The sequence below is a fragment of the Ruegeria sp. F5 genome, from assembly GCF_056533845.1.
Map to the genome: position 1 here is coordinate 108007 of NZ_JBQFOU010000009.1, position 21426 is coordinate 129432.

General features: G+C 62.3%; 19 protein-coding genes. 13 read left to right on the forward strand and 6 right to left on the reverse strand.

Annotated elements, in window-relative coordinates:
* The first annotated feature begins 45 nt into the window (after positions 1–45).
* The 7 genes from pip to ACR0K1_RS15140 all read left to right on the forward strand — a co-directional run bounded on the left by pip (position 46) and on the right by ACR0K1_RS15140 (position 8348).
* The gene (gene pip / locus ACR0K1_RS15110; RefSeq protein WP_480615034.1) at positions 46–1023 is read left to right on the forward strand and encodes a prolyl aminopeptidase; all 978 of its coding nucleotides are present in this window, start codon (positions 46–48) and stop codon (positions 1021–1023) included.
* Positions 1020–1841, forward strand: a complete 822-nt coding sequence (locus ACR0K1_RS15115) for an ABC transporter substrate-binding protein (protein ID WP_480615032.1) — start codon at positions 1020–1022, stop codon at positions 1839–1841. Before pip ends, ACR0K1_RS15115 begins: the two co-directional genes overlap by 4 nt.
* 159 nt (positions 1842–2000) lie before the next feature.
* Positions 2001–2591, forward strand: a complete 591-nt coding sequence (gene rimP / locus ACR0K1_RS15120; RefSeq protein ID WP_480851175.1) for a ribosome maturation factor RimP — start codon at positions 2001–2003, stop codon at positions 2589–2591.
* A complete protein-coding gene (gene nusA / locus ACR0K1_RS15125) occupies positions 2591–4207 on the forward strand; it encodes a transcription termination factor NusA (protein ID WP_480615030.1) in 1617 nt (538 codons plus the stop codon). The genes rimP and nusA overlap by 1 nt, the downstream gene beginning before the upstream one ends.
* A 22-nt stretch (positions 4208–4229) precedes the next feature.
* Entirely contained in the window at positions 4230–4853 is a 624-nt protein-coding gene (locus ACR0K1_RS15130) for an RNA-binding protein (RefSeq protein WP_480615241.1), read from the forward strand.
* 8 nt (positions 4854–4861) lie between these two features.
* The gene (gene infB / locus ACR0K1_RS15135; RefSeq protein WP_480615028.1) at positions 4862–7336 is read left to right on the forward strand and encodes a translation initiation factor IF-2; all 2475 of its coding nucleotides are present in this window, start codon (positions 4862–4864) and stop codon (positions 7334–7336) included.
* A 187-nt stretch (positions 7337–7523) separates the two neighbouring features.
* Positions 7524–8348, forward strand: a complete 825-nt coding sequence (locus ACR0K1_RS15140; RefSeq protein ID WP_480851176.1) for a methyltransferase domain-containing protein — start codon at positions 7524–7526, stop codon at positions 8346–8348.
* Between the two features lie 48 nt (positions 8349–8396).
* Here ACR0K1_RS15140 and ACR0K1_RS15145 read toward each other — a convergent pair whose 3' ends face one another.
* From ACR0K1_RS15145 to ACR0K1_RS15160, 4 genes are all read right to left on the reverse strand, one after another.
* The gene (locus ACR0K1_RS15145) at positions 8397–9221 is read right to left on the reverse strand and encodes an alpha/beta hydrolase (RefSeq protein ID WP_480615024.1); all 825 of its coding nucleotides are present in this window, start codon (positions 9219–9221) and stop codon (positions 8397–8399) included.
* Between the two features lie 62 nt (positions 9222–9283).
* On the reverse strand, positions 9284–10312 hold the full coding sequence (gene tdh / locus ACR0K1_RS15150) for an L-threonine 3-dehydrogenase (protein WP_480615239.1): 1029 nt from the start codon (positions 10310–10312) through the stop codon (positions 9284–9286).
* Positions 10313–10326: 14 nt separating this feature from the next.
* Complete coding sequence (locus tag ACR0K1_RS15155; protein ID WP_480615022.1) at positions 10327–11511, reverse strand: glycine C-acetyltransferase; 1185 nt, start codon at positions 11509–11511, stop codon at positions 10327–10329.
* A 109-nt stretch (positions 11512–11620) separates the two neighbouring features.
* Positions 11621–12187 carry a helix-turn-helix domain-containing protein gene (locus tag ACR0K1_RS15160; RefSeq protein ID WP_480851177.1) on the reverse strand — a complete coding sequence of 189 codons (567 nt, stop codon included), beginning with the start codon at positions 12185–12187 and terminating at the stop codon, positions 11621–11623.
* 115 nt (positions 12188–12302) lie between these two features.
* On the opposite strand from ACR0K1_RS15160, the gene ACR0K1_RS15165 reads away from it, so the two are divergent.
* Entirely contained in the window at positions 12303–13478 is a 1176-nt protein-coding gene (locus tag ACR0K1_RS15165; protein WP_480615018.1) for an acetyl-CoA C-acyltransferase family protein, read from the forward strand.
* Positions 13479–13575: 97 nt separating this feature from the next.
* On the opposite strand, the gene ubiB is transcribed toward ACR0K1_RS15165, so the two are convergent.
* Complete coding sequence (gene ubiB / locus ACR0K1_RS15170) at positions 13576–15105, reverse strand: 2-polyprenylphenol 6-hydroxylase (protein ID WP_480615016.1); 1530 nt, start codon at positions 15103–15105, stop codon at positions 13576–13578.
* The gene (gene ubiE / locus ACR0K1_RS15175; RefSeq protein ID WP_480851178.1) at positions 15106–15858 is read right to left on the reverse strand and encodes a bifunctional demethylmenaquinone methyltransferase/2-methoxy-6-polyprenyl-1,4-benzoquinol methylase UbiE; all 753 of its coding nucleotides are present in this window, start codon (positions 15856–15858) and stop codon (positions 15106–15108) included.
* A gap of 86 nt (positions 15859–15944) precedes the next feature.
* Between ubiE and mutM the strand changes: the two genes are divergently transcribed.
* The 5 genes from mutM to dnaN all read left to right on the forward strand — a co-directional run bounded on the left by mutM (position 15945) and on the right by dnaN (position 21421).
* Positions 15945–16796, forward strand: coding sequence for a bifunctional DNA-formamidopyrimidine glycosylase/DNA-(apurinic or apyrimidinic site) lyase (mutM, locus tag ACR0K1_RS15180; protein ID WP_480615012.1), 852 nt, complete (start codon positions 15945–15947; stop codon positions 16794–16796).
* Between the two features lie 66 nt (positions 16797–16862).
* Positions 16863–17639, forward strand: a complete 777-nt coding sequence (locus ACR0K1_RS15185; protein ID WP_480615010.1) for an enoyl-CoA hydratase — start codon at positions 16863–16865, stop codon at positions 17637–17639.
* A gap of 220 nt (positions 17640–17859) precedes the next feature.
* Positions 17860–18123 carry a 30S ribosomal protein S20 gene (gene rpsT, locus ACR0K1_RS15190; RefSeq protein ID WP_142638226.1) on the forward strand — a complete coding sequence of 88 codons (264 nt, stop codon included), beginning with the start codon at positions 17860–17862 and terminating at the stop codon, positions 18121–18123.
* A 562-nt stretch (positions 18124–18685) separates the two neighbouring features.
* Positions 18686–20071: a chromosomal replication initiator protein DnaA gene (dnaA, locus tag ACR0K1_RS15195; protein WP_480615008.1), complete on the forward strand. Its 1386-nt coding sequence runs from the start codon at positions 18686–18688 to the stop codon at positions 20069–20071.
* Between the two features lie 228 nt (positions 20072–20299).
* Positions 20300–21421 carry a DNA polymerase III subunit beta gene (gene dnaN / locus ACR0K1_RS15200; protein WP_480615006.1) on the forward strand — a complete coding sequence of 374 codons (1122 nt, stop codon included), beginning with the start codon at positions 20300–20302 and terminating at the stop codon, positions 21419–21421.
* Positions 21422–21426: the final 5 nt, after the last annotated feature.

A 21426-nucleotide genomic window follows, 5' to 3' on the forward strand; every position in this document is an offset into this window, starting at 1 on the left:
GTCTCCGTATGCTCTTTTACGTTTTAAGGACTATATAGGGCCATAATGGACAAGTACCCGGACCAAAAGCGCGCAGTTCAATATCTTTACCCGCCGATCGACCCGTTCGATCAGCGCATGGTGGATGTGGGCGACGGGCATCGCATCTATATGGAACAATGCGGCAATCCCGACGGGGTGCCCGTGGTGATCCTGCATGGCGGCCCGGGCGGCGGCTGCAGCCCCGCGATGCGGCGCTATTTCGACCCCGACATCTACCGGGTGATTCTGTTCGACCAGCGGGGATGCGGCAGATCGCGGCCGCACGCTGCGGTCGAAAACAACACGACGTGGCATCTGGTCGCGGATATCGAACGGCTGCGGACCGTGCTGGATATCGAGGACTGGATCGTTTTCGGCGGCAGTTGGGGCGCGACGCTGGCGCTGATCTACGCGCAGACCCATCCAGACCGCGTCAACCGTCTGGTTCTGCGCGGCGTCTTTCTGATGACACAGGCCGAACTGGATTGGTTCTATGGTGGGGGCGCGGGCAAGTTCTGGCCCGAGCAATGGTCGAAATTCACCGCGCTGCTGACCGAGGATGAGCTGTCCGACACCATCCGCGCCTATAACAAACGCCTGTTCTCGGGGGATCGCGCGACCGAGATCCTCTATGCGCGGGCGTGGTCCAGTTGGGAAAACGCGCTGGCCTCGATCCATTCCGGCGGCTCGACCGGGGAAAGCCCCGGCGAATACGCGCGGGCCTTTGCGCGGCTCGAGAATCACTATTTCATCAACAGCGGGTTTTTGAAGAAAGACGGCCAGATTCTGGATCAGATGGACAGGATCGCGCATATCCCCGGCCATATCGTGCAGGGTCGCTATGACATGATCTGCCCGCCGCAGGCCGCTTGGGCCTTGTCGGAACGCTGGCCCAATGCCGAACTGAAAATGGTGCGCAATGCGGGCCACGCCCTGTCCGAACCGGGCATCAGCGCCGAACTGGTGCGGATCATGGACCGCGTGGCCGAGGGGGTGGCATGACACGTATCGACCGTCGCGCTCTGTTTGCCTCGGGTGCCGCCGCCGCGCTGCTGGCGGCGACGGGGGCGTCGCTGGCCGACACTCCGAAAACCGGCGGCACTTTGCGTCTGGCGGTGCCGCGCGATGACAGCCTGGAACAGGTCGCGCGCGGCGCGGTATTCGATACGCTGACCGAGATTGCCCCCGACGGGACCTTGCGCGGCGAACTGGCCACTGGCTGGCAAACCGATGCCACCGCGCGAGTCTGGACATTCGATCTGCACCCCGACGCCGTGTTCCACGATGGTTCCGCGCTGGATGTGCAGGATGTTCTCGCCGTGCTGTCCGGTTTTGGCCGGGCCGAGGCGCTGGGCCCGGAACGCCTGCGTCTGGACCTGGCGCAGGCCAATCCGGGCCTGCCGTTCCTGCTGGCCGACAGCCGCTTTGTCATCACACGCGACGGGCAGGGCGTGACGCCCCTGAACGCCGCGAACGGCACCGGCTGTTACAAGGTCGAGCGCGCCGAAGATAACCGGCATTTTCTGGGGCGGCGCGCGCCGGATCACTACAAGACCGGTCAGGCGGGCTGGGTCGATGCGATCGAGATCATCGTGATCCCGGATGCGCATGTCCGGGCCGAAGCGCTGCGCGACGGCTATGTGGATGTCGCCGCGTTGCCGAACCCCGACGACATGCGCCGTATCCGCGGCTTGCGCTATCACCCGTCCGAGGCCGAGATGTCGCTGGCGGTTGCGCCTCAGGTGGGGATGCCGCGCCAGATCGGACGGGGCCGTGCGCTGGATGACGGGCGGATCGCCGAACGGTGGTGGATCGCCTGAGTCCGATCACGATTTGCGCTGGGGGTTGCAGACTCGGGAAACCCTGCGTATATGCATTTCCAACAGCGGCGCGTTGAACCTCTGGTTCAAGGCTCCACCGGAAGTTTCCACGGGCCGCGCGCCCGTTTTTTTGTGCCCGACGACAGGGTAGAGAACCTGATGACAAACGACCTGATAGCCAAAGCGGCGATTGACCGGCGACTGGCCGAGATCATCACCCCCGTGATCGAGGATCTGGGGTACGAACTCGTCCGCATCCGCCTGATGAGTGGCAAGCAGACCACGCTGCAGATCATGGCCGACAAGCCCGATGGCGGTATCGAAGTGGACGATTGCGCCGAAATCTCGAACGCGGTCAGCGCCACGCTGGATGTCGAGGACCCGATCCTTGACGCCTATACGCTGGAAGTCTCGAGCCCCGGTATCGACCGGCCCCTGACCCGCCTCAAGGATTTTGAGACCTTCGAGGGCTATGAGGCCAAGATCGAAACCGCCGAGCTGATCGACGGCCGCCGCCGCTTCAAGGGCGAACTGGCCGGGATCGAGGGCGATGAGGTTCTGATCAACATCCCCGAAGGGTCCGAGACGATCACCATCGGTCTGCAATTTGACTGGCTGAGCGATGCCAAGCTGGTTCTGACCGATGATCTGATCAAGGAAATGCTGCGCCAGCGCAAGGATGCCGGTGCCCTGAACGCAAACGCTTTCGACGAGATAGAGACCGAAGGGTCCGAAAAGGAGACGAACTGATGGCAATCACCTCTGCCAACCAGCTTGAGCTGTTGCAAACCGCCGAGGCCGTGGCCCGCGAAAAGATGATCGACCCCGGTCTGGTTGTCGAAGCGATGGAGGAATCGCTCGCCCGCGCCGCCAAGAGCCGTTACGGCGCGGAAATGGACATCCGCGTGTCCATCGACCGCAAGACCGGCAAGGCGACCTTTACCCGCGTGCGCACCGTGGTCGAGGATGAAGAGCTTGAGAACTACCAGGCCGAGATGACTGTCGAGCAGGCGAAACAGTACATGGAATCGCCCGAGGTGGGTGACGTCTTTGTCGAAGAAGTGCCCCCCGTTGAAATGGGCCGCATCGCGGCACAATCCGCCAAACAGGTGATCCTGCAGAAGGTCCGCGAAGCCGAGCGGGATCGTCAGTACGAAGAATTCAAGGATCGCGCGGGCACCATCATCAACGGTGCGGTCAAGCGCGAAGAGTTCGGCAATGTCATCGTCGATCTGGGCGGGGCCGAGGCCGTTCTGCGCCGCAACGACAAGATCGGCCGCGAAAGCTATCGCCCGAACGACCGCGTGCGCGCCTATATCAAGGAAGTGCGTCGTGAGGTGCGTGGCCACCAGATCTTCCTGTCGCGTACCGCGCCGGAATTCATGGCCGAGCTGTTCAAGATGGAAGTGCCGGAAATCTATGACGGCATCATCGAGGTCAAGGCCGTGGCCCGTGACCCCGGCTCGCGCGCCAAGATTGCCGTGATTTCCTATGACGGCTCGATTGATCCCGTCGGCGCTTGTGTCGGTATGCGCGGCAGCCGTGTGCAGGCGGTTGTGAATGAATTGCAGGGTGAGAAAATCGACATCATCCCGTGGAACGAAGACCAGCCGACCTTCCTTGTGAACGCGCTGCAGCCCGCCGAAGTGTCGAAGGTGGTTCTGGACGAAGAAGCCGGCAAGATCGAAGTTGTGGTGCCCGAGGAGCAGTTGAGCCTCGCCATCGGCCGCCGTGGTCAGAACGTGCGTCTGGCCAGCCAGCTGACCGGTCTGGACATCGACATCATGACCGAGGCCGAGGAATCGGCGCGCCGTCAGAAGGAATTCGAGGCGCGGACGCAGCTGTTCATGGAAAGCCTGGATCTGGACGAGTTCTTTGCCCAGCTCCTGGTCTCGGAAGGCTTCACCAACCTCGAAGAGGTGGCCTATGTCGAGATCGACGAACTGCTGGTCATTGATGGCGTCGACGAAGGCACCGCGCAGGAACTTCAGGCGCGGGCGCGTGATTTCCTCGAGGCACAGGCCAAGGCGGCGCTGGATGCGGCGCGCGCGCTGGGTGCCGAGGACAGCCTTATTGAATTCGAAGGCCTGACACCCCAGATGGTAGAGGCACTGGCCAAAGACGACGTGAAGACGTTGGAAGATTTTGCCACCTGTGCCGACTGGGAACTGGCCGGTGGCTGGACAACGGTCGATGGCGAACGCATCAAGGATGACGGAGTGCTCGAGCCTTTCGGCGTGACGCTGGAAGAGGCTCAGGATCTGGTCATGACCGCACGGATCATGCTGGGCTGGGTTGATCCGGCCGAACTGGAACAGGCCGAAGACGAAGACGGCGAAACCGTGGAAGAGGAGGCCGAGGCCTGATCTCAGGCCTCGGGTGGCGCGTATGGGTCGCGGCGGCGTCCATAAGGATCGGTCCGAAGGACCAGAGCGGAAGTGCATCGCCACGGGCGAGGTGCAGCCGAAGTATGGTCTGATCCGTTTTGTCACGGGTCCGGATGGTCAGGTCTATCCGGATGTCGCGGCGAAACTGCCCGGGCGCGGGGTCTATGTGGCGGCGGACAAGGCGGCGCTGGACAAGGCGGTTGGAAAGAAGCTGTTTGCGCGCGGTTTCAAGGCGCAGGTGGCGGTGCCAAACGGTCTGGCCGAAGAGGTCGAACGCCAGGTATCGCGCCGTGTGGTCGAACTGCTCAGCCTGGCGCGCAAGTCCGGTGACGCGGTTGCGGGCTATGAAAAGGTCAAAACGTGGCTGGACCGGGAAGAGGCGCAGGTGCTGCTTCAGGCCAGCGACGGCTCGGGGCGCGGCAAGTCGAAACTCAGCACGCCGCATTTCGGAAAATATATCGGCTGGCTGACCGCGGACGAGCTGGGACAGGCATTTGGACGCCAAACGGTGATTCATGCGGCGCTGGCCTCTGGCGGACTCGCCAAACGTGTTGTAGAGGAAGCGCAGCGCCTGCGTGGCTTGCGCGAAACGGATGACGGCGGCAGGGGCCGCGCGGAAGGGTAAGAAGCTTTATGAGCGAGAATGACGGCAAAAAGACATTGGGTCTTCGTGGCGGGGCACGCCCCGGAAATGTGAAACAGAGTTTCAGCCACGGACGCACCAAGAATGTCGTGGTGGAAACCAAACGCAAACGCGTTGTGGTTCCCAAGCCGGGTGCGGCCAAGCCAAGTGGCGGGGCTGCGCCTTCGGGTGATCCGTCGCGTCGTCCTGCGGGGATCTCTGACGCGGAAATGGCGCGCCGGATGAAGGCGTTGCAGGCTGCCAAAGCGCGCGAAGCCGAAGAGGCCGCCGCGCGCGAGGCACAGGAAAAGGCGCGGGAAGAAGAACGCGCCCGCCGCCGCGCCGAGCAGGAAGCCAAGGAACGCGAGCAGCGCGAAGCCGAAGAGCGCGCCCGCGCCAAGGCCGAGGAAGAAGAACGCAAGCGTCAGGAGGCCGAAGAGGCCGCCAAGCGCGCTGCCGCCGCGCCGCCGCCGGAAGAACCCAAAGCCGCCCGTGCCCCGGCCAGCAAACCTGCGCCCGCCGCAGCGCCGCGCAAGCAGGACCGCGAACGCGAACAGCGCGGCCGTGGCAAGGGTCGTGAGGATAACCGCCGGTCCGGTAAGCTGACTCTGGGTCAGGCCACCGGTGGCGAGGGCAACCGCCAACGCTCGATGGCCGCAATGAAGCGCAAGCAGGAGCGTGCGCGCCAGAAAGCCATGGGTGCCCCGGTTGAACGGGAAAAGGTGATCCGCGACGTGCAGCTGCCCGAGGCGATCATGGTCTCGGAACTGGCCAACCGTATGGCCGAGCGCGTGGCTGACGTTGTCAAATCGCTGATGCAGATGGGCATGATGGTCACACAGAACCAGACCATCGACGCCGACACCGCCGAACTGATTATCGAAGAGTTCGGCCACAAGGTCACCCGGGTGTCCGATTCGGATGTTGAAGACGTCATCAAAGAGGTCGAAGACAGCGAAGACGAATTGCAGCCGCGTCCGCCGGTCATCACCATCATGGGTCACGTTGACCACGGCAAGACCTCGCTGCTGGATGCGATCCGCGACGCGCGCGTTGTGGCCGGTGAGGCCGGGGGCATCACCCAGCATATCGGTGCCTATCAGGTGAAAACCGATGGCGGCACCACGCTGACCTTCCTGGATACGCCGGGCCACGCGGCCTTTACCTCGATGCGCTCGCGCGGGGCTCAGGTCACGGATATCGTGGTTCTGGTGGTTGCTGCGGACGATGCGGTGATGCCGCAGACGATCGAGGCGATCAACCACGCGAAAGCGGCCGAAGTGCCGATGATCGTGGCGATCAACAAGATCGACAAGCCCGAGGCCAACCCGGACAAGGTGCGCACCGATCTGCTGCAGCATGAGGTGATCGTCGAGAAAATGTCCGGTGAGGTTCAGGATGTTGAAGTGTCCGCCGTCACCGGTCAGGGTCTGGACGAACTGCTGGAAGCCATCGCGCTGCAGGCCGAGATTCTGGAACTGAAAGCCAACCCCGACCGCGCTGCCCAGGGTGCCGTGATCGAGGCGCAGCTGGATGTAGGCCGCGGCCCCGTGGCCACCGTTCTGGTTCAGAACGGCACGCTGCGTCAGGGCGATATCTTCGTTGTGGGTGAGCAATACGGTAAGGTCCGTGCGCTGATCAACGACAAGGGCGACCGCGTCAAGGAAGCTGGCCCCTCGGTTCCGGTCGAGGTTCTGGGTCTGAACGGCACGCCCGAAGCGGGCGACGTTCTGAACGTGACCGAGACCGAAGCGCAGGCCCGCGAGATTGCCGCTTACCGTGAGCAGGCCGCCAAGGACAAACGCGCCGCCGCCGGTGCCGCGACCACCCTTGAGCAGCTGATGCAGAAGGCCAAGGAAGACGAGAACGTGGCCGAGCTGCCGATCCTCGTCAAAGCCGATGTGCAGGGCTCTGCCGAGGCCATCGTTCAGGCGATGGAAAAGATCGGCAACGACGAGGTGCGCGTGCGCGTGCTGCATTCGGGCGTGGGTGCGATCACCGAGACAGATATCGGCCTTGCCGAAGCCTCGGGCGCGCCGGTCATGGGCTTCAACGTCCGTGCCAACGCCTCGGCCCGGAACACGGCGAACCAGAAGGGTGTCGAGATCCGCTATTACTCGGTGATCTACGATCTGGTGGACGACGTGAAAGCCGCCGCCTCGGGCCTGCTGAGCGCCGAGATTCGCGAGAAGTTCATCGGGTATGCCGAGATCCGCGAAGTCTTCAAGGTCACCGGTGTCGGCAAGGTTGCCGGTTGTCTGGTCACCGAAGGCGTGGCGCGGCGTTCCGCGGGCGTCCGCCTGCTGCGCGACAACGTGGTGATCCACGAAGGCACGCTGAAGACGCTCAAACGCTTCAAGGACGAAGTGGCCGAGGTCCAGTCTGGTCAGGAATGCGGTATGGCGTTCGAAAACTACGACGATATCCGCCAGGGCGACGTGATCGAAATCTTCGAACGCGAAGAGGTCACCCGCACGCTGGACTGATCCGGTTCTGCATAGAGATTGAAAACAGCGGTTCTTCGGGGCCGCTGTTTTTTTGTGCGTTGTCGGGTGCCACATTGTCCCGGGTCCACTTGTAAGCCGGGGTGCCAGCATGCATTGCCCGACCGGCAAGGGGCGAAAAAAGCTAGGAAATATGGTAGGCTTGCACATCGTCCAGAAAGGAAAGCGGATGACGGAAGCAGACAGTTTCGCGGCGCTTGAAAAGCGCGAGTGGTCGGATGCGGATGTGGCGCACTCCTATGCGCATGTCTTTGCCGAGGCGGCCAACATGGTGGTTCCCCATCTTGTCGCGGCGGTCGCGTCCGCGCCGGGCATCAAAGCGCTGGACCTGTGCTGCGGACATGGAAATGTGACCACCGGGTTGGTCAATACCGGGGCAAACGTGACCGGCGTCGACTTCTCGCCCGCCATGCTCGAAATGGCGCGGGCAGCGGTGCCGCAGGCGTGTTTTGTCGCGGGCGACGCGGTGCAGCTGGAGTTTGCGGATGGGGAATTCGACGCCGTGACCATCGGCTTCGGAATCCCGCATGTCCCCGATCCACCGGCGGTGTTGCATGAGGCGCGTCGCGTGTTGCGCCCCGGTGGGAGACTGGCTTTTTCTGTCTGGTGCGGACCCGAGGTGGATACGGCGCTTGGGTACGTCTTCGACGCGATTGCGATGCATGGGCACCCTGAAATCACGTTGCCTCCGGGACCCGGGGCCAATGACTATGCCGATCCGGGGCTGTCCTTTCCGGTATTGGACGCCGCCGGGTTTCAGGACTGCTCTTGCACAACCGTCGCGTCGATGTGGCGTGTCGAGGATCCCGGTGCGCCGTTTGACTACTTCCGCGACGGCACAGCACGCGGTGGCGCGCTGTTGCGTCCGCAACCGGAAGAAAACGCCACGGCAATCCGCAACGCCGTTGTGGCCCGGGTGCTGGAAAAGCACGGCGCCGGGCCTGTCTGGGATGTGCCGATCCCGGCTGTGGTGACCAGCGCCGTAGCGGCTTAGGACGTCAAAGCACCTCGAAACGTTGGCGCTTCATCGGGTGCTCAACTCCTACGATACAGGCAAAAATGTCCCCGGATGCATGATGATATCGAAATGCTGCATCCCCTTTTGCAGATCGAAACTGACCGAATGCCCGCCCTTGCGCAGCCGTTCCGCATAATCCCGGCTCTGGCGGACGAACTCGGGCGTGTCGCGCTCGGCCACGGTCACGCGGTAGCGCGGGCCGGGGGCGGGCAGGTGCAGGTTGGGGGACAGGTCGTGCACCTCGACCGGGGTCAGTTGCAGCGGATCGTTGACCGGAGTCAGGCTGATCGGTTCCAGATCGTAGATCCCGCTGATCAGAATGACATCGCGCACCCGCAACCCGGCCCGCGCCAGCGCATCGGCCGAGGTTGCCATGACCATGGCCGAAAGATGCGCACCCGCGCTGTGCCCCGACAGGGTGATCCGCGAGGGGTCGAACCCCAGCGCACCGGCCTGCGAGGCCAGCCACAGCAGCGCATCGCGGCATTCTTCGACCATGTCCCCAATGCGCGCATCGGGGGCGAGCGTGTAGTTCAGCGTGGCAAAAGAGTGTTCAGCCTCAATCAGCGCCGGGGCCATCATGGCCGACTCGCGCTGGCTGAGGGCCTGCCAGTACCCGCCGTGGATAAAGACATGCAGCGGAGCGCCCGCGCCTTTTGCCGGAAAGAAATCCAGCACCTGCGCGGGGCTGTCGCCATAGGCCAGATTCTCGTGGCAGGTCATCTGCGCCCGGTGCTGCGCGCTCAGCGCGGCGTAGCTGTCGATATAGGGCGTCAGGTCGCCGCCGATCATAGACCGGGGGGAATATTCCTGATCCAGTTCGTCCTGTGAAAATCCGCGATACAGCATGGAACGCCCCCTTTTTGCGATAGGGTATTCCTTGTGCAGCCTGTGCGCGAAATCAACCGCTTTCAGGTCCAGTCCAGCACAACCTTGCCGGATTGGCCGGATTTCATCGCGGCAAAACCTTCGGCGAAGTCATCCACCTTCATCTGATGGGTGATCACCCGGCTGACATCCAGACCGTTCTGCAACATGGCGATCATCTTGTACCAGGTCTCGAACATCTCGCGCCCATAGACGCCTTTGATGGTGATGGCCTTGAACACGATGCGCGACCAGTCCACGGGAGATTTGCCGGGCGGAATCCCCAGCAAGGCGATCTTGCCGCCCATCACCAACGCCTCGACCATCTGGTCCAGCGCGATTTGCGAGCCCGACATTTCAAGCCCCACGTCAAAGCCTTGGGTCATGCCCAATTCGGTGATGACGTCCTGCAGATCCTCTTTCGAAACATCCACTGTGCGCACCGTCGGCACCACATGTTCGGCCAGTTTCAGACGGTCGGGGTTGATATCGGTGATCACCACATGCCGCGCGCCTGCGTGGCGGGCGACGGCGGCGGCCATGATGCCGATGGGGCCCGCGCCGGTGATCAGCACGTCCTCACCCAGCAGATCGAAGCTGAGCGCGGTGTGGACGGCATTGCCCAGCGGATCAAGAATAGCTCCGATCTCATCCGGAACATCATCGGGCAGGGGCACCACGTTGAAGGCGGGCAGCTTGAGGTATTGCGCAAATGCACCCTGCTCGTTCACCCCGATCCCGCGCGTGCCCGGGTCCAGATGAAATTTGCCCGCGCGGCTCTGGCGGCTATCGGTGGTGATCAGGTGCCCCTCGCCCGAGCAACGCTGCCCGATTTCGAGGCCGGTCACATTTCGCCCGATCTCGACAATCTCACCGGCAAACTCGTGTCCGGTGATCATCGGAACCGGAACCGTGGACGCGGCCCACTCATCCCAGTTCCAGATATGGATATCTGTGCCGCAGATGCCGGTCTTGTTGACGCGGATCAGAACCTCGTCCGGGCCGATCTCGGGCACCGGGGCCTGCACCATCCACAGGCCTTCCTCGGGTTTGGATTTCTCCAGCGCTTTCATGGTGTTGGGTCGCATCAGATCACCCCCAAATCCTTGCCGACCTTGCCAAAGGCCGCCAATGCGCGGTCCAGTTCATCGCGGGTCAGCGCCGCATTCATCTGCGTTCTGATCCGGGCCTGCCCGCGCGGGACCACGGGAAAGAAAAAGCCCGAGACATAGACGCCTTCGTCGAACAGCTTTGCGGCCATGTCCTGTGCCAGCGTAGCCTCGCCCAGCATGACCGGGATGATCGGATGCTCGCCCGGCAGCAGGTCAAAGCCCAGCTTTTCCAGCCCGGCGCGCCAGTATTTGGCATTGCCGAACAGTTGCGCGCGCAGCATGTCGCCTTCTTCGACCAGCCGGATCGCCTCGAGCCCGGCAGCGACGATGGAGGGTGGCAGCGAGTTTGAGAACAGATAGGGCCGCGCCCGCTGCCGCAGCAGGTCGATCACTGGCTGCGGCCCGGCGATATAACCGCCGATTGCCCCCCCAAGTGCCTTGCCCAAGGTTCCCGTCAGAATGTCCACATCGACACCGAAATGATCCGGCGTTCCGGCCCCGTTCGGTCCCATGAAGCCGGTGGCGTGGCAGTCATCGACCATGACGATGGCATCATACTTGTCGGCCAGCTCGCGGATTTTCGGCAGGTTGGCCAGATAGCCATCCATCGAGAACACGCCATCGGTGGCGATCATGATATGCCGCGCCCCATCCTCGCGCGCCTGTTTCAGCCAGGCTTCGAGGTCGTTCATGTCGTTGTTCAGATAGCGATAGCGCTTGGCTTTGCACAGCCGCACCCCGTCGATGATCGAGGCGTGGTTCAGACTGTCTGAAATGATGGCGTCCTCGGGGCCCAGAAGGGGCTCGAACAGGCCGCCATTGGCATCGAAACAGGCGGCGAACAGGATCGCATCGTCCTTGTTCAGAAACTGCGCCAGCTTCTGTTCCAGCTCGCGGTGAATGTCCTGCGTGCCGCAGATGAACCGGACCGAGGCCATGCCGAACCCCTTGGGCTCCATCGCGCCTTTGGCGGCGTCGATCAGCGCCGGGTGGTCGGCCAGACCCAGATAGTTGTTGGCGCACAGGTTGATGACCTGTTTGTCGCCCACCGTGATCTCACCGCCCTGGGGCGAGGTGATCATTCGCTCGCGCTTGTACAGACCTTCAGCTTCGATCTGGGCGAGTGTGTCCGTGATGTGGGACAGGAATGCATCGGCCATGGCGGTCTCCTTTATCTGAGTCGCATATCTAACATAACGGATGTAATTCCCAAATAGGGGAATGACAAGATTACGGAGAAATTTCCGTGAAGGCGGAAATCTGCCGAGCTCAGGCGTTTTTGACGATCAGAAACACGCGGGCCGGCCCCCCTGTGGAGCTGATCGAATGCAGGACGTCCGCCGCATACCGGGCGGTGTCGCCCTTGTTCAAATCTGTCGTGGCAGAACCCGAGGTCACGCGTACCGACCCGTCCAGCACCGTCAGCTGTTCCTGCGCCCCGCGCGCGTGGGGCTGGCTGTTCAGCGCGCCGTCCGTGTCGAAGCGGATGTCATAGACTTCGTGGCCCCCGGCCTCTTCCGGCGGGGACAGGATCTGGATGCGGCAATGCTTGCCCATATTGTCGATGCTGGGCACTTCGGATTTCCGCAACACCTCGATCTGGTCCGCCGTGTCGGTGTCTTCCAGTAATCCGGCAAAATCGACCTGCAAGGCGCGGGTCAGGTTCCACAGGGTCGAGATCGTGGGGCTGCTTTCGCCCCGCTCGATCTGGCTGACCATCGAACGGGACACGCCGCTCAGGTTGGCCACAGCTTCAAGCGACAGGCCGCGCGCGCGGCGGGCTTCTTTCAGGCGGGCGGGCAGGCGTGTCAGAATATCGTCAGTGTTTTCCGTCATGACGGAATTTCATGCGCGCTGAGCGGGCGGATGTCAATTCCGGGCGTGACAGTGAGTCCTCTGGGCAGATCATGCTGCAGGTGCATAATGCGCGCATATTCTGGAGGAGAAACAGATGACTGACGTGGTGATTCTGGACGGTGCGCGCACCGCCATCGGGACTTTTGGCGGCGCGCTGGCCTCGACCGCTCCGATTGATCTGGCGACCGTTGCCACCGAAGCGGCGCTGGAGCGGTCCGGGGTCGAAGGCGGGCAGATCGGGCATGTCGTGTTCGGCCATGTCATCAATACCGAGCCGCGCGACATGTACCTGTCGCGCGCCGCGGCCAAACAGGCCGGTATTCCGGATGAGACACCGGCGATGAACGTGAACCGGCTGTGCGGATCGGGCGCGCAGGCGATTGTGTCGGCGGCGCAGTCCCTGATGCTGGGCGACGCGGAATTTGCCGTCGCGGGCGGGGCCGAGAGCATGTCGCGCAGTCCCTATGTCGTGCCACAGGCGCGGTGGGGGGCGAAGATGGGCGACGTGACCGCGCTGGACATGATGCTTGGGGCGCTGAACTGCCCGTTCGGCACCGGGCATATGGGTGTGACCGCTGAAAACGTCGCCGACGAGCATCGGATCACCCGCGAGCAGATGGACGCCTTTGCCGTCACCAGCCAGACCCGCGCTGCCGCAGCGATTGAGGCCGGGTATTTCGACAGCCAGATCGCGCCGGTTCAGGTGAAGGTCAAGCGCGACATGGTCGATTTCAAGGTCGATGAGCATCCCAAGGCCACCACCGCCGAGGTTTTGGCCGGTCTGCGCCCGGTCTTCAAGAAAGAGGGCCGCGTGACGGCGGGCAATGCCTCGGGCATCAACGATGGCGCGGCGGCGATGGTTCTGGCGACGGCGGATGCGGCCGAGAAAGCAGGGCTCAAGCCCAAGGCGCGGATTTTGGGTTATGCGCATGCTGGCGTGCGGCCCGAGGTGATGGGAATCGGTCCGGTTCCGGCGGTGCAGAACCTGCTGGCCAAGACAGGTCTTTCGATTGCTGATTTCGACGTGATCGAAAGCAACGAGGCCTTTGCGGCGCAGGCGCTGGCCGTGAACAAGGAACTGGGTCTGGATGCGGGCAAGGTGAACCCCAATGGCGGTGCGATTGCTCTGGGTCACCCGGTTGGGGCAACCGGTGCGATCATCACGCTGAAGGCGCTTTATGAGCTGGAGCGTACCGGCGGGTCCAAAGGGCTGATCACCATGTGCATTGGTGGCGGTCAGGGGATCGCTATTGCCATCGAGCGGCTCTGATCGAAACCGTGGCAGGGGGGGCTGTCTGCCCCCCATCGCGCCGCTGGCGCGATTCCCCCCGAAGATATTTTTGGCCAGATGAAGGGGCGGACCGGGTTTAGCTGATTGCCGTCAGGATCAGAACGACCGCCGCGCCTGCGGCCGCGCCGAGGATTGCGGGCAGGGCCGAGGACCTCAGCAAGGACTGATCCGCGTCATCTTTCCGGGTCTGGGCAATCAGGGCGCTTTCCACCAATGCAGGCAGGCGCGGGCCGAAGCGGGCCAGCACCAGAGCGGTCTTGCCGAAATCGCGCAGGGCCGCGCGGGGGCCGATGGATTGCTTGATGTAGTCCTCGACCACCGGGCGGGCGACCTCCCAGATGTTGATATGCGGGTCGAGGGACCGCGCGACGCCTTCGACCACCACCATGGTCCGTTGCAGCAGGATCAGTTCGGTGCGGGTTTCCATGCCGAACCGCTCGGTGACTTCGAACAGGTAGTTCAGCAGGCGGCCCATCGAGATGTGGGTGGCGTCCATGCCGAAGATCGGCTCGCCCACCGCGCGCAGGGCGCGGGCGAATTCGTCGACATCCTGGTTGGCGGGGACGTATCCGGCCTCGAAATGCACCTCGGCCACGCGCTTGTAGTCGCGGCGGATGAAGCCGAAGAGGATCTCGGCATAGACCCGGCGGGTGTATTCGTCGATATGGCCCATGATGCCGTAGTCATAGGCGATGATATCGCCGTTGGCGGCGACCTTGAGGTTGCCCTGATGCATGTCGGCATGGAAATAGCCGTCGCGCAGGGCGTGCAGCAGGAACATGCGCAGAACCCGCTCGGCAAGGTCCCGGCGGTTGTGCCCGGCGGCGTCCAGCGCGTCATTGTCGCCCAGCGGGATACCGTCGGCCCAGCTGAGCGTCATCACCCGGCGCGCGGACAGGGACCAGACCACTGGCGGCAGCCAGAACCCGGCGTCGTCCTTGGTGTTGGCGGCGTATTCCGAAGCGGCGGCGCTTTCCAGCCGCAGATCCAGTTCACCGCGCACGACACCGTCGAAATGTTCGATCACCTCCATCGGACGCAGACGGCGCGCGCCGGGGGCGCAGAGGGCGACGATGCGGGCGGCGAAATAGAAGGCATCGACATCTTTGCGGAAGGCGCGTTCGATGCCCGGGCGTAGGACCTTGACGGCCACCTCCTCGCCGGTGCTGGTCAGCTTGGCCTTGTGGACCTGCGCGATCGAGGCGGCGGCGATGGGTTCGCTGAATTCGCTGAAAATCTCGTCAACGGGCTGGCCAAGTTCCTTTTCGACCTCGGCCATGGCCTGAACGCGGGGGAAAGGCGGCAGCTTGTCCTGCAGCACCCGAAGCTGTTCGGCCAATTCGTTTCCGACGACATCCGGGCGGGTCGAAAGCACCTGACCGAACTTGATATAGGCCGGACCCATCGCGGTAAGGGCGCGGGTTGCGGGCGGCATATCAGGGTCGCCCTTGTAGCCCAGCCATTGAAACGGCTTGCCAAGCGCATGCGCCACGATGCGCAGGGCGCGCGGGGCTTCGAATGCGTCCAGCACCACGTTCATGGCACCCGTGCGCTCGAGCGTGGCGCCTGTGCGGATCAGGCGGATGATGTTGTGAGGGCCGCGCATCTAGATTTTCCAGCCGGAATGAAGCGCTGCGATACCCATGCTCAGGTTGCGGTATTTGGCGTTTTCGAACCCGGCACTGCGGATCATGTTCAGAAATGTCTCTTGGTCGGGAAATTTGCGGATCGATTCCACAAGATACTGATAGCTGTCGTAGTCATTCGCGATCAGCTTGCCCATGCGCGGGATGACGTTGAAGCTGTAGAGATCATAGAGCTTCTGCAGCCCGTCATTGGGCAGCTGGCTGAATTCCAGCACCATCAGGCGGCCGCCGGGTTTGAGGACCCGGAACGCCTCGTTCAAAGCCTCTTGCGGGCGGGTCACGTTCCGGATGCCGAAGGAAATGGTGTAGACGTCGAAGGTGTTGTCCTCGAACGGCAGGGCCATCGCGTCGCCCACCACCCAGTTCAGGCTGTCGGCCATCTGGTCGGCTTCGGCGCGCTGGCGGCCTTCGACCAGCATCGGCTCGGTCAGGTCCAGCACGGTGGCGTGGCCATGGCCCGCGCGTTTCAGGAAGCGGAAGGAAATGTCGCCGGTGCCGCCCGCCACATCCAGCAGCCGCTGGCCGGGGCGCGGGGCGAGCCAATCCATCATCGCGTCCTTCCAGACCCGGTGGATGCCCATGGACATGACATCGTTCATCACATCGTATTTCGAGGCGACCGAGTTGAACACGCCCTGTACGCGGCCCGCCTTGTCGGCCTCGCGCACGGTTTCGAACCCGAAATGAGTGGTCTTGTCGCTGTTGTCGGACATTTGCCTTGCCGTTCGTCGAATTTCGCCTCTGTTATAGGGCCATAAGAGGCGGGCACAATGCGGCCCTTTGGAATAGGAGCCATCTAATGCCCGAATTGCCCGAGGTCGAGACAGTAAGACGCGGCCTGAGCCCTGCGATGGAGGGGGTGGTGATCGAACGGGCGGATGTGAACCGGCCCGATCTGCGCTGGCCGTTCCCGGATCGGATGGCGGAACGGCTGACCGGGCAGCGGGTGGATCGGTTGCGGCGGCGGTCGAAATACATCCTTGCCGATCTCAGCAGCGGAGAGAGCCTGCTGATCCATCTGGGGATGTCTGGGCGGATGACGGTGTCGGGGGATCCGCTGGGGCAGTTCGTTCACGATCATCCGATGCCTGAAAAACATGACCACGTGGTGTTTCACATGGCCAATGGCGCGCGCATCACCTTCAACGATCCGCGCCGGTTCGGGGCGATGGACCTGCTTCCCACGGCCACGGCGGAACAGCACAAGCTGCTGTCGGTTCTGGGGCCGGAACCGCTGGGCAATGACTTTCATGAGCAGCACCTGATCGCTGCGTTCAAAGGCAAAAACACCCCGGTCAAATCGGCGCTGCTGGATCAGGGAATCGTTGCCGGTCTGGGCAATATCTACGTCTGCGAGGCGCTTTATCGCGCCCATGTGTCGCCACGTCGCAAAGCCGGGCAGATTTCTGCGGCGCGGGTCGCAGCCCTGGTTCCGATCATCCGGCAGGTGCTGCGGGACGCCATCGAAGCAGGCGGTTCATCCCTGCGCGACTTCCGGCAAGCCGATGGAGAGCTTGGATATTTTCAGCACAGCTTCGATGTCTATGGCCGCGAAGGCGAGCCCTGCCGCACCGAAGGATGTGATGCGGTGATCAAGAGAATCACCCAGTCCGGTCGCTCATCCTTCTATTGTGCGCAATGCCAAAGATAACTTGATCCAGCGAAATCGCGTGGTAAGGAATCGTAGCTGAACTGAACAACCGGAAGCTTACACCTCATGGCTTTTGAGACGATCATCGTCGAAACCGAAGACCACGTCGCCCTTATCAAGCTGAACAGACCGGACGCTATGAATGCGCTGAACACCCAGCTGATGGCTGAGCTGTGCACGGCGCTGGAAGAGGCTGACGGAAACGACAAGGTACGGTGTATCGTCATCACCGGGTCGGACAAGGCCTTTGCCGCAGGTGCGGACATCAAGGAGATGTCCGAGATGAGCTTTGTTCAGGTCTATGGCCAGAACCTGTTCGGCGACGCAAACGACCGGATCACCGCCATCCGCAAGCCGATCATCGCGGCGGTTGCGGGCTATGCGCTGGGCGGCGGATGCGAGTTGGCCATGATGTGCGATTTCATCATCGCGGCGGATACCGCCAAGTTCGGTCAGCCCGAGATCAATCTGGGCGTCATTGCCGGTTTGGGCGGAACCCAGCGCCTGACGCGGTTCGTCGGCAAGTCCAAGGCGATGGACATGAACCTGACCGGTCGCTTCATGGACGCGGAAGAGGCCGAGCGGTCCGGGCTGGTCAGCCGTATCGTCCCCGCCAAGAAGCTGGTGGAAGAGGCCGTGGGCGCGGCGCAGAAAATCGCCGAGAAATCGCAGCTGACCGCCATGGCGGCGAAAGAGGCGGTGAACCGCAGCTATGAACTGCCGCTGAGCGAAGGGATGTTGTTCGAACGCCGGGTGTTCCATTCGATGTTCGCCACCGAAGACCAGAAAGAGGGCATGGCGGCGTTTCTGGAAAAACGTTCTGCCCAGTTCCGCGACAAGTAAAGCAGACAGGGACAGGCGGGCGCGGCCCGCCTTTTTCATGGCCGCTATGCGCTGGCCAAGAATCGGCTTGGCAAACCCCCAAAACTTGGATAGGTAGCGCCGCTATACATGCGCGTGCGGCCCGCCTGGCCCGACTCACACTCGTGATTTCTGATCCGGTGCGGATAATTCCGTGGCGCGCAACCCTAGATAACCGTACCGAACAAAAGGTCAGAGACACATGGCAAATTCGCCCCAGGCAAAGAAGCGCGCGCGTCAGAACGAAAAGCGTTTCGCCGTTAACAAAGCACGCCGTTCGCGCATCCGCACCTATCTGCGCAAAGTCGAAGAAGCAATCGCCTCGGGCGACAAGGACGCAGCGACCGCAGCCCTGCGCGCGGCTCAGCCCGAACTGATGCGCGGCGTCACCAAAGGCGTCTTCCACAAGAACACCGCTTCGCGCAAAATGTCCCGCCTGTCGGCGCGCGTCAAAGCGCTGGGCTAAGTCTTTTGATTGACCTTAGGTCACGTCAGAAAGGCTGAACCAATTTGAAAGGCGCCGCGAGTAGCGGCGCCTTTTTTCACCTGTTGCCAGAATACCGCGCCTTCACAAAACCGAGAGATTCTTTCGGGCGGAACCGCGAGTCAATATCAGAGTTTCGTTGCCGCGCCCTGTCTCGTCTTGTTACCACTATTCTAGCGATTCACTCGCTTGGGGGGACAGGCTGTTTCCGGGATCGGACTGACGGGCATCAGGATGATCGTGGAACCAAAGTCGTCATCCGGCGCAAGCCGGGGCTGCCGATCTGCTACTGGTCGCGGTGTAACCGTTGGCCTTGGCCCTGTCAAAAAATGCGATTGTGACGTGCGCCCCGGTTTACCGGGCGGCCCCTGCTATGGGTCGCTTCATGTGCCGGCAAGCACCGAACTTTACTTGGGACAGACCCGCCGAACCGTCAGGTCCGGCGCTGGGATACCTTTGCGCGTGTGAATCCATAAACCGGGCGACCGGGACATAGTCAATAAGGCCGACAGGCCAATAAAGAATGGGATGCGTGAGGCGCTGAATGACACAAGAGAAATGGGGACTACTGCGTAACAAGTTGCTCAAGGTTGTTGGTCGGAACAACTACACCACCTGGATCGAACCCCTGGAATTTAAGGAGTTGCAGGATGGTGTGGCGGTGTTCTCGGTGCCGACGAATTTCATGGGCAACTATGTCAGCCAAAATTTTGCGGACCTCATTATATACGAGCTGAACACCTCGGGTGAGGCAGTGCAGCGTCTGGATTTCCGTGTTGCCGCCAATTCACCGGCGCGGCCCTCACCCGTTGCCGATGCCGTGCCCGAGTTCAACTCTGCCGTACCGACTGCGCCGCAGACAGATGCTGGGCCGGATGCGTTCGAGTCGCTGCAGGCGGCGCCTTTGGACAAGCGGTTCACCTTTGACAGCTTCGTGGTGGGCAAGCCCAACGAACTGGCCCATGCCGCCGCGCGCCGTGTCTCCGAGGGCGGGCCGGTCACCTTCAACCCGCTGGTTCTGTATGGCGGCGTCGGATTGGGTAAGACCCACCTGATGCACGCGATTGCCTGGGAGCTGAAAACCAAGCATCCAGACCTGAACGTGCTGTACCTGTCGGCTGAACAGTTCATGTACCGCTTTGTCAAAGCCCTGCGCGAGCGCCGGATGATGGATTTCAAGCACCTGTTCCGCTCGGTCGATGTGCTGATGGTCGATGACGTGCAGTTCATCGCCGGCAAGGATTCGACGCAGGAAGAGTTCTTTCACACCTTCAACGCGCTGGTGGACCAGAACAAACAGATCATCATCTCGGCCGACCGCGCGCCCGGTGAAATCAAGGACCTTGAGGACCGGGTGAAATCGCGCCTGCAATGCGGTCTGGTGGTGGACCTGCACCCGACCGACTACGAGCTGCGTCTGGGCATCCTGCAGAACAAGGTCCAGCATTACAGCAGCACATATCCCGACCTGACCATCGCCGACGGCGTGCTGGAATTCCTGGCGCAGCGCATCTCGACCAATGTGCGGGTGCTGGAAGGGGCGCTGACCCGTCTCTTTGCCTTCGCCTCGCTGGTCGGGCGCGAGATCGATATGGATCTGACGCAGGATTGTCTGGCAGATGTGCTGCGCATGTCCGAGCGCAAGATCACCGTCGAAGAGATCCAGCGCAAGGTCTCTGAATACTACAACATCCGCCTGTCCGACATTATCGGCCCCAAGCGCCTGCGGTCCTATGCCCGCCCGCGTCAGGTGGCGATGTATCTGTGCAAGCAGCTGACCAGCCGGTCCCTGCCCGAAATTGGCCGCCGTTTTGGCGGTCGTGACCACACCACCGTGATGCATGGCGTCAAGCGGATCGAAGAGTTGAAGCTGACCGACGGCCAGATTGCCGAAGATGTCGAGATGCTGCGCCGGTCGCTGGAAGCCTGAGTCACATCCCCAAACCACTCAGTGACGCCCCGGACCATCGGCCCGGGGCGTTTTCTTGTGCGCATTTCTCCACGGTCGGGGAATGAACTGTGTCGGAACGATCACGCGACCCTTGACGGTTGCGGTATTCCGACCCAGAAATCGGTAAAAAATCCTTGTGCCTCAGGGTGGAACCGCTAACGTGCCAGTCCCGCCCATTTCGGCACGCAAGTCAGAGGAATTGAGGGTATGAAGATCAGCATCGAACGCGGCACCCTTCTCAAGGCCGTTTCGCAGGCCCAATCTGTTGTCGAACGGCGCAACACCATTCCCATACTTGCCAATGTGCTGATCGAGGCCGAGGGCGACCAGGTCCAGTTCCGCGCCACCGATCTGGACATCGAAGTGGTCGACAAGGCCCCGGCGCAGGTCGAGAAAGCGGGGGCAACCACCGTCGCCGCAACCACCCTGCACGAGATTGTACGCAAGCTGCCGGACGGGGCGCTGGTTACGCTGACCGCCGACAGCGCGGCAGGGCGTCTGACGGTTGAGGCGGGGCGGTCGAATTTCTCGCTGGCGACCTTGCCGAAAGAGGATTTTCCGGTGATGGCGTCCTCGGAATATCAGTCGAACTTCACCGCCTCGGCAGCTCTGCTGCGGCGGCTGTTCGACAAGTCGAAATTTGCGATTTCGACGGAAGAGACGCGGTATTACCTGAACGGCGTCTATATGCATGTGACCGATGGGTCCGATGGCAGCAAGGTGCTGCGCTGCGTGGCCACCGATGGCCACCGTCTGGCGCGGATCGATGCGGATTGCCCCGAGGGGGCGGCGGATATGCCCGGCGTGATCGTGCCGCGCAAGACCGTGGGGGAACTGCGCAAGCTGCTGGATGATGACGAGATGGACATCGCCGTTTCGGTCAGCGAAACCAAGGTGCGTTTTGCCACGCCGGATATCACGCTGACCTCGAAAGTGATCGACGGAACTTTCCCCGATTACACGCGGGTCATTCCGCAGGGCAACACGCGCAAGCTGGAAGTGGATGCGGCGGAGTTTGCGCAGGCAGTGGATCGGGTGGCGACGGTATCGTCCGAGCGGTCCCGCGCGGTGAAGCTGCAACTGGATGGCGACAAGCTGGTGCTGTCGGTCAATGCGCCGGATAGCGGTGCGGCTGAGGAAGAACTGGCCGTGGCCTATGGCGATGAGCGGCTGGAGATCGGGTTCAACGCCAAGTACCTGCTTGAGATTGCCTCGCAGGTGGATCGCGAGAATGCGGTGTTCCTGTTCAATTCGGCGGGGGACCCGACCCTGATGCGCGAAGGCAATGATCAGAGCGCGGTCTATGTGGTCATGCCGATGCGCGTCTGATCGCG

Excerpts from the sequence above, each read along its gene's own strand:
- pip (WP_480615034.1), top strand. The coding sequence starts at position 46 with ATGGACAAGTACCCGGACCAAAAGCGCGCAGTTCAATATCTTTACCCG.
- ACR0K1_RS15115 (WP_480615032.1), top strand. The coding sequence starts at position 1,020 with ATGACACGTATCGACCGTCGCGCTCTGTTTGCCTCGGGTGCCGCCGCC.
- rimP (WP_480851175.1), top strand. The coding sequence starts at position 2,001 with ATGACAAACGACCTGATAGCCAAAGCGGCGATTGACCGGCGACTGGCC.
- nusA (WP_480615030.1), top strand. The coding sequence starts at position 2,591 with ATGGCAATCACCTCTGCCAACCAGCTTGAGCTGTTGCAAACCGCCGAG.
- ACR0K1_RS15130 (WP_480615241.1), top strand. The coding sequence starts at position 4,230 with ATGGGTCGCGGCGGCGTCCATAAGGATCGGTCCGAAGGACCAGAGCGG.
- infB (WP_480615028.1), top strand. The coding sequence starts at position 4,862 with ATGAGCGAGAATGACGGCAAAAAGACATTGGGTCTTCGTGGCGGGGCA.
- ACR0K1_RS15140 (WP_480851176.1), top strand. The coding sequence starts at position 7,524 with ATGACGGAAGCAGACAGTTTCGCGGCGCTTGAAAAGCGCGAGTGGTCG.
- ACR0K1_RS15145 (WP_480615024.1), bottom strand. The coding sequence starts at position 9,221 with ATGCTGTATCGCGGATTTTCACAGGACGAACTGGATCAGGAATATTCC.
- tdh (WP_480615239.1), bottom strand. The coding sequence starts at position 10,312 with ATGAAAGCGCTGGAGAAATCCAAACCCGAGGAAGGCCTGTGGATGGTG.
- ACR0K1_RS15155 (WP_480615022.1), bottom strand. The coding sequence starts at position 11,511 with ATGGCCGATGCATTCCTGTCCCACATCACGGACACACTCGCCCAGATC.
- ACR0K1_RS15160 (WP_480851177.1), bottom strand. The coding sequence starts at position 12,187 with ATGACGGAAAACACTGACGATATTCTGACACGCCTGCCCGCCCGCCTG.
- ACR0K1_RS15165 (WP_480615018.1), top strand. The coding sequence starts at position 12,303 with ATGACTGACGTGGTGATTCTGGACGGTGCGCGCACCGCCATCGGGACT.
- ubiB (WP_480615016.1), bottom strand. The coding sequence starts at position 15,105 with ATGCGCGGCCCTCACAACATCATCCGCCTGATCCGCACAGGCGCCACG.
- ubiE (WP_480851178.1), bottom strand. The coding sequence starts at position 15,858 with ATGTCCGACAACAGCGACAAGACCACTCATTTCGGGTTCGAAACCGTG.
- mutM (WP_480615012.1), top strand. The coding sequence starts at position 15,945 with ATGCCCGAATTGCCCGAGGTCGAGACAGTAAGACGCGGCCTGAGCCCT.
- ACR0K1_RS15185 (WP_480615010.1), top strand. The coding sequence starts at position 16,863 with ATGGCTTTTGAGACGATCATCGTCGAAACCGAAGACCACGTCGCCCTT.
- rpsT (WP_142638226.1), top strand. The coding sequence starts at position 17,860 with ATGGCAAATTCGCCCCAGGCAAAGAAGCGCGCGCGTCAGAACGAAAAG.
- dnaA (WP_480615008.1), top strand. The coding sequence starts at position 18,686 with ATGACACAAGAGAAATGGGGACTACTGCGTAACAAGTTGCTCAAGGTT.
- dnaN (WP_480615006.1), top strand. The coding sequence starts at position 20,300 with ATGAAGATCAGCATCGAACGCGGCACCCTTCTCAAGGCCGTTTCGCAG.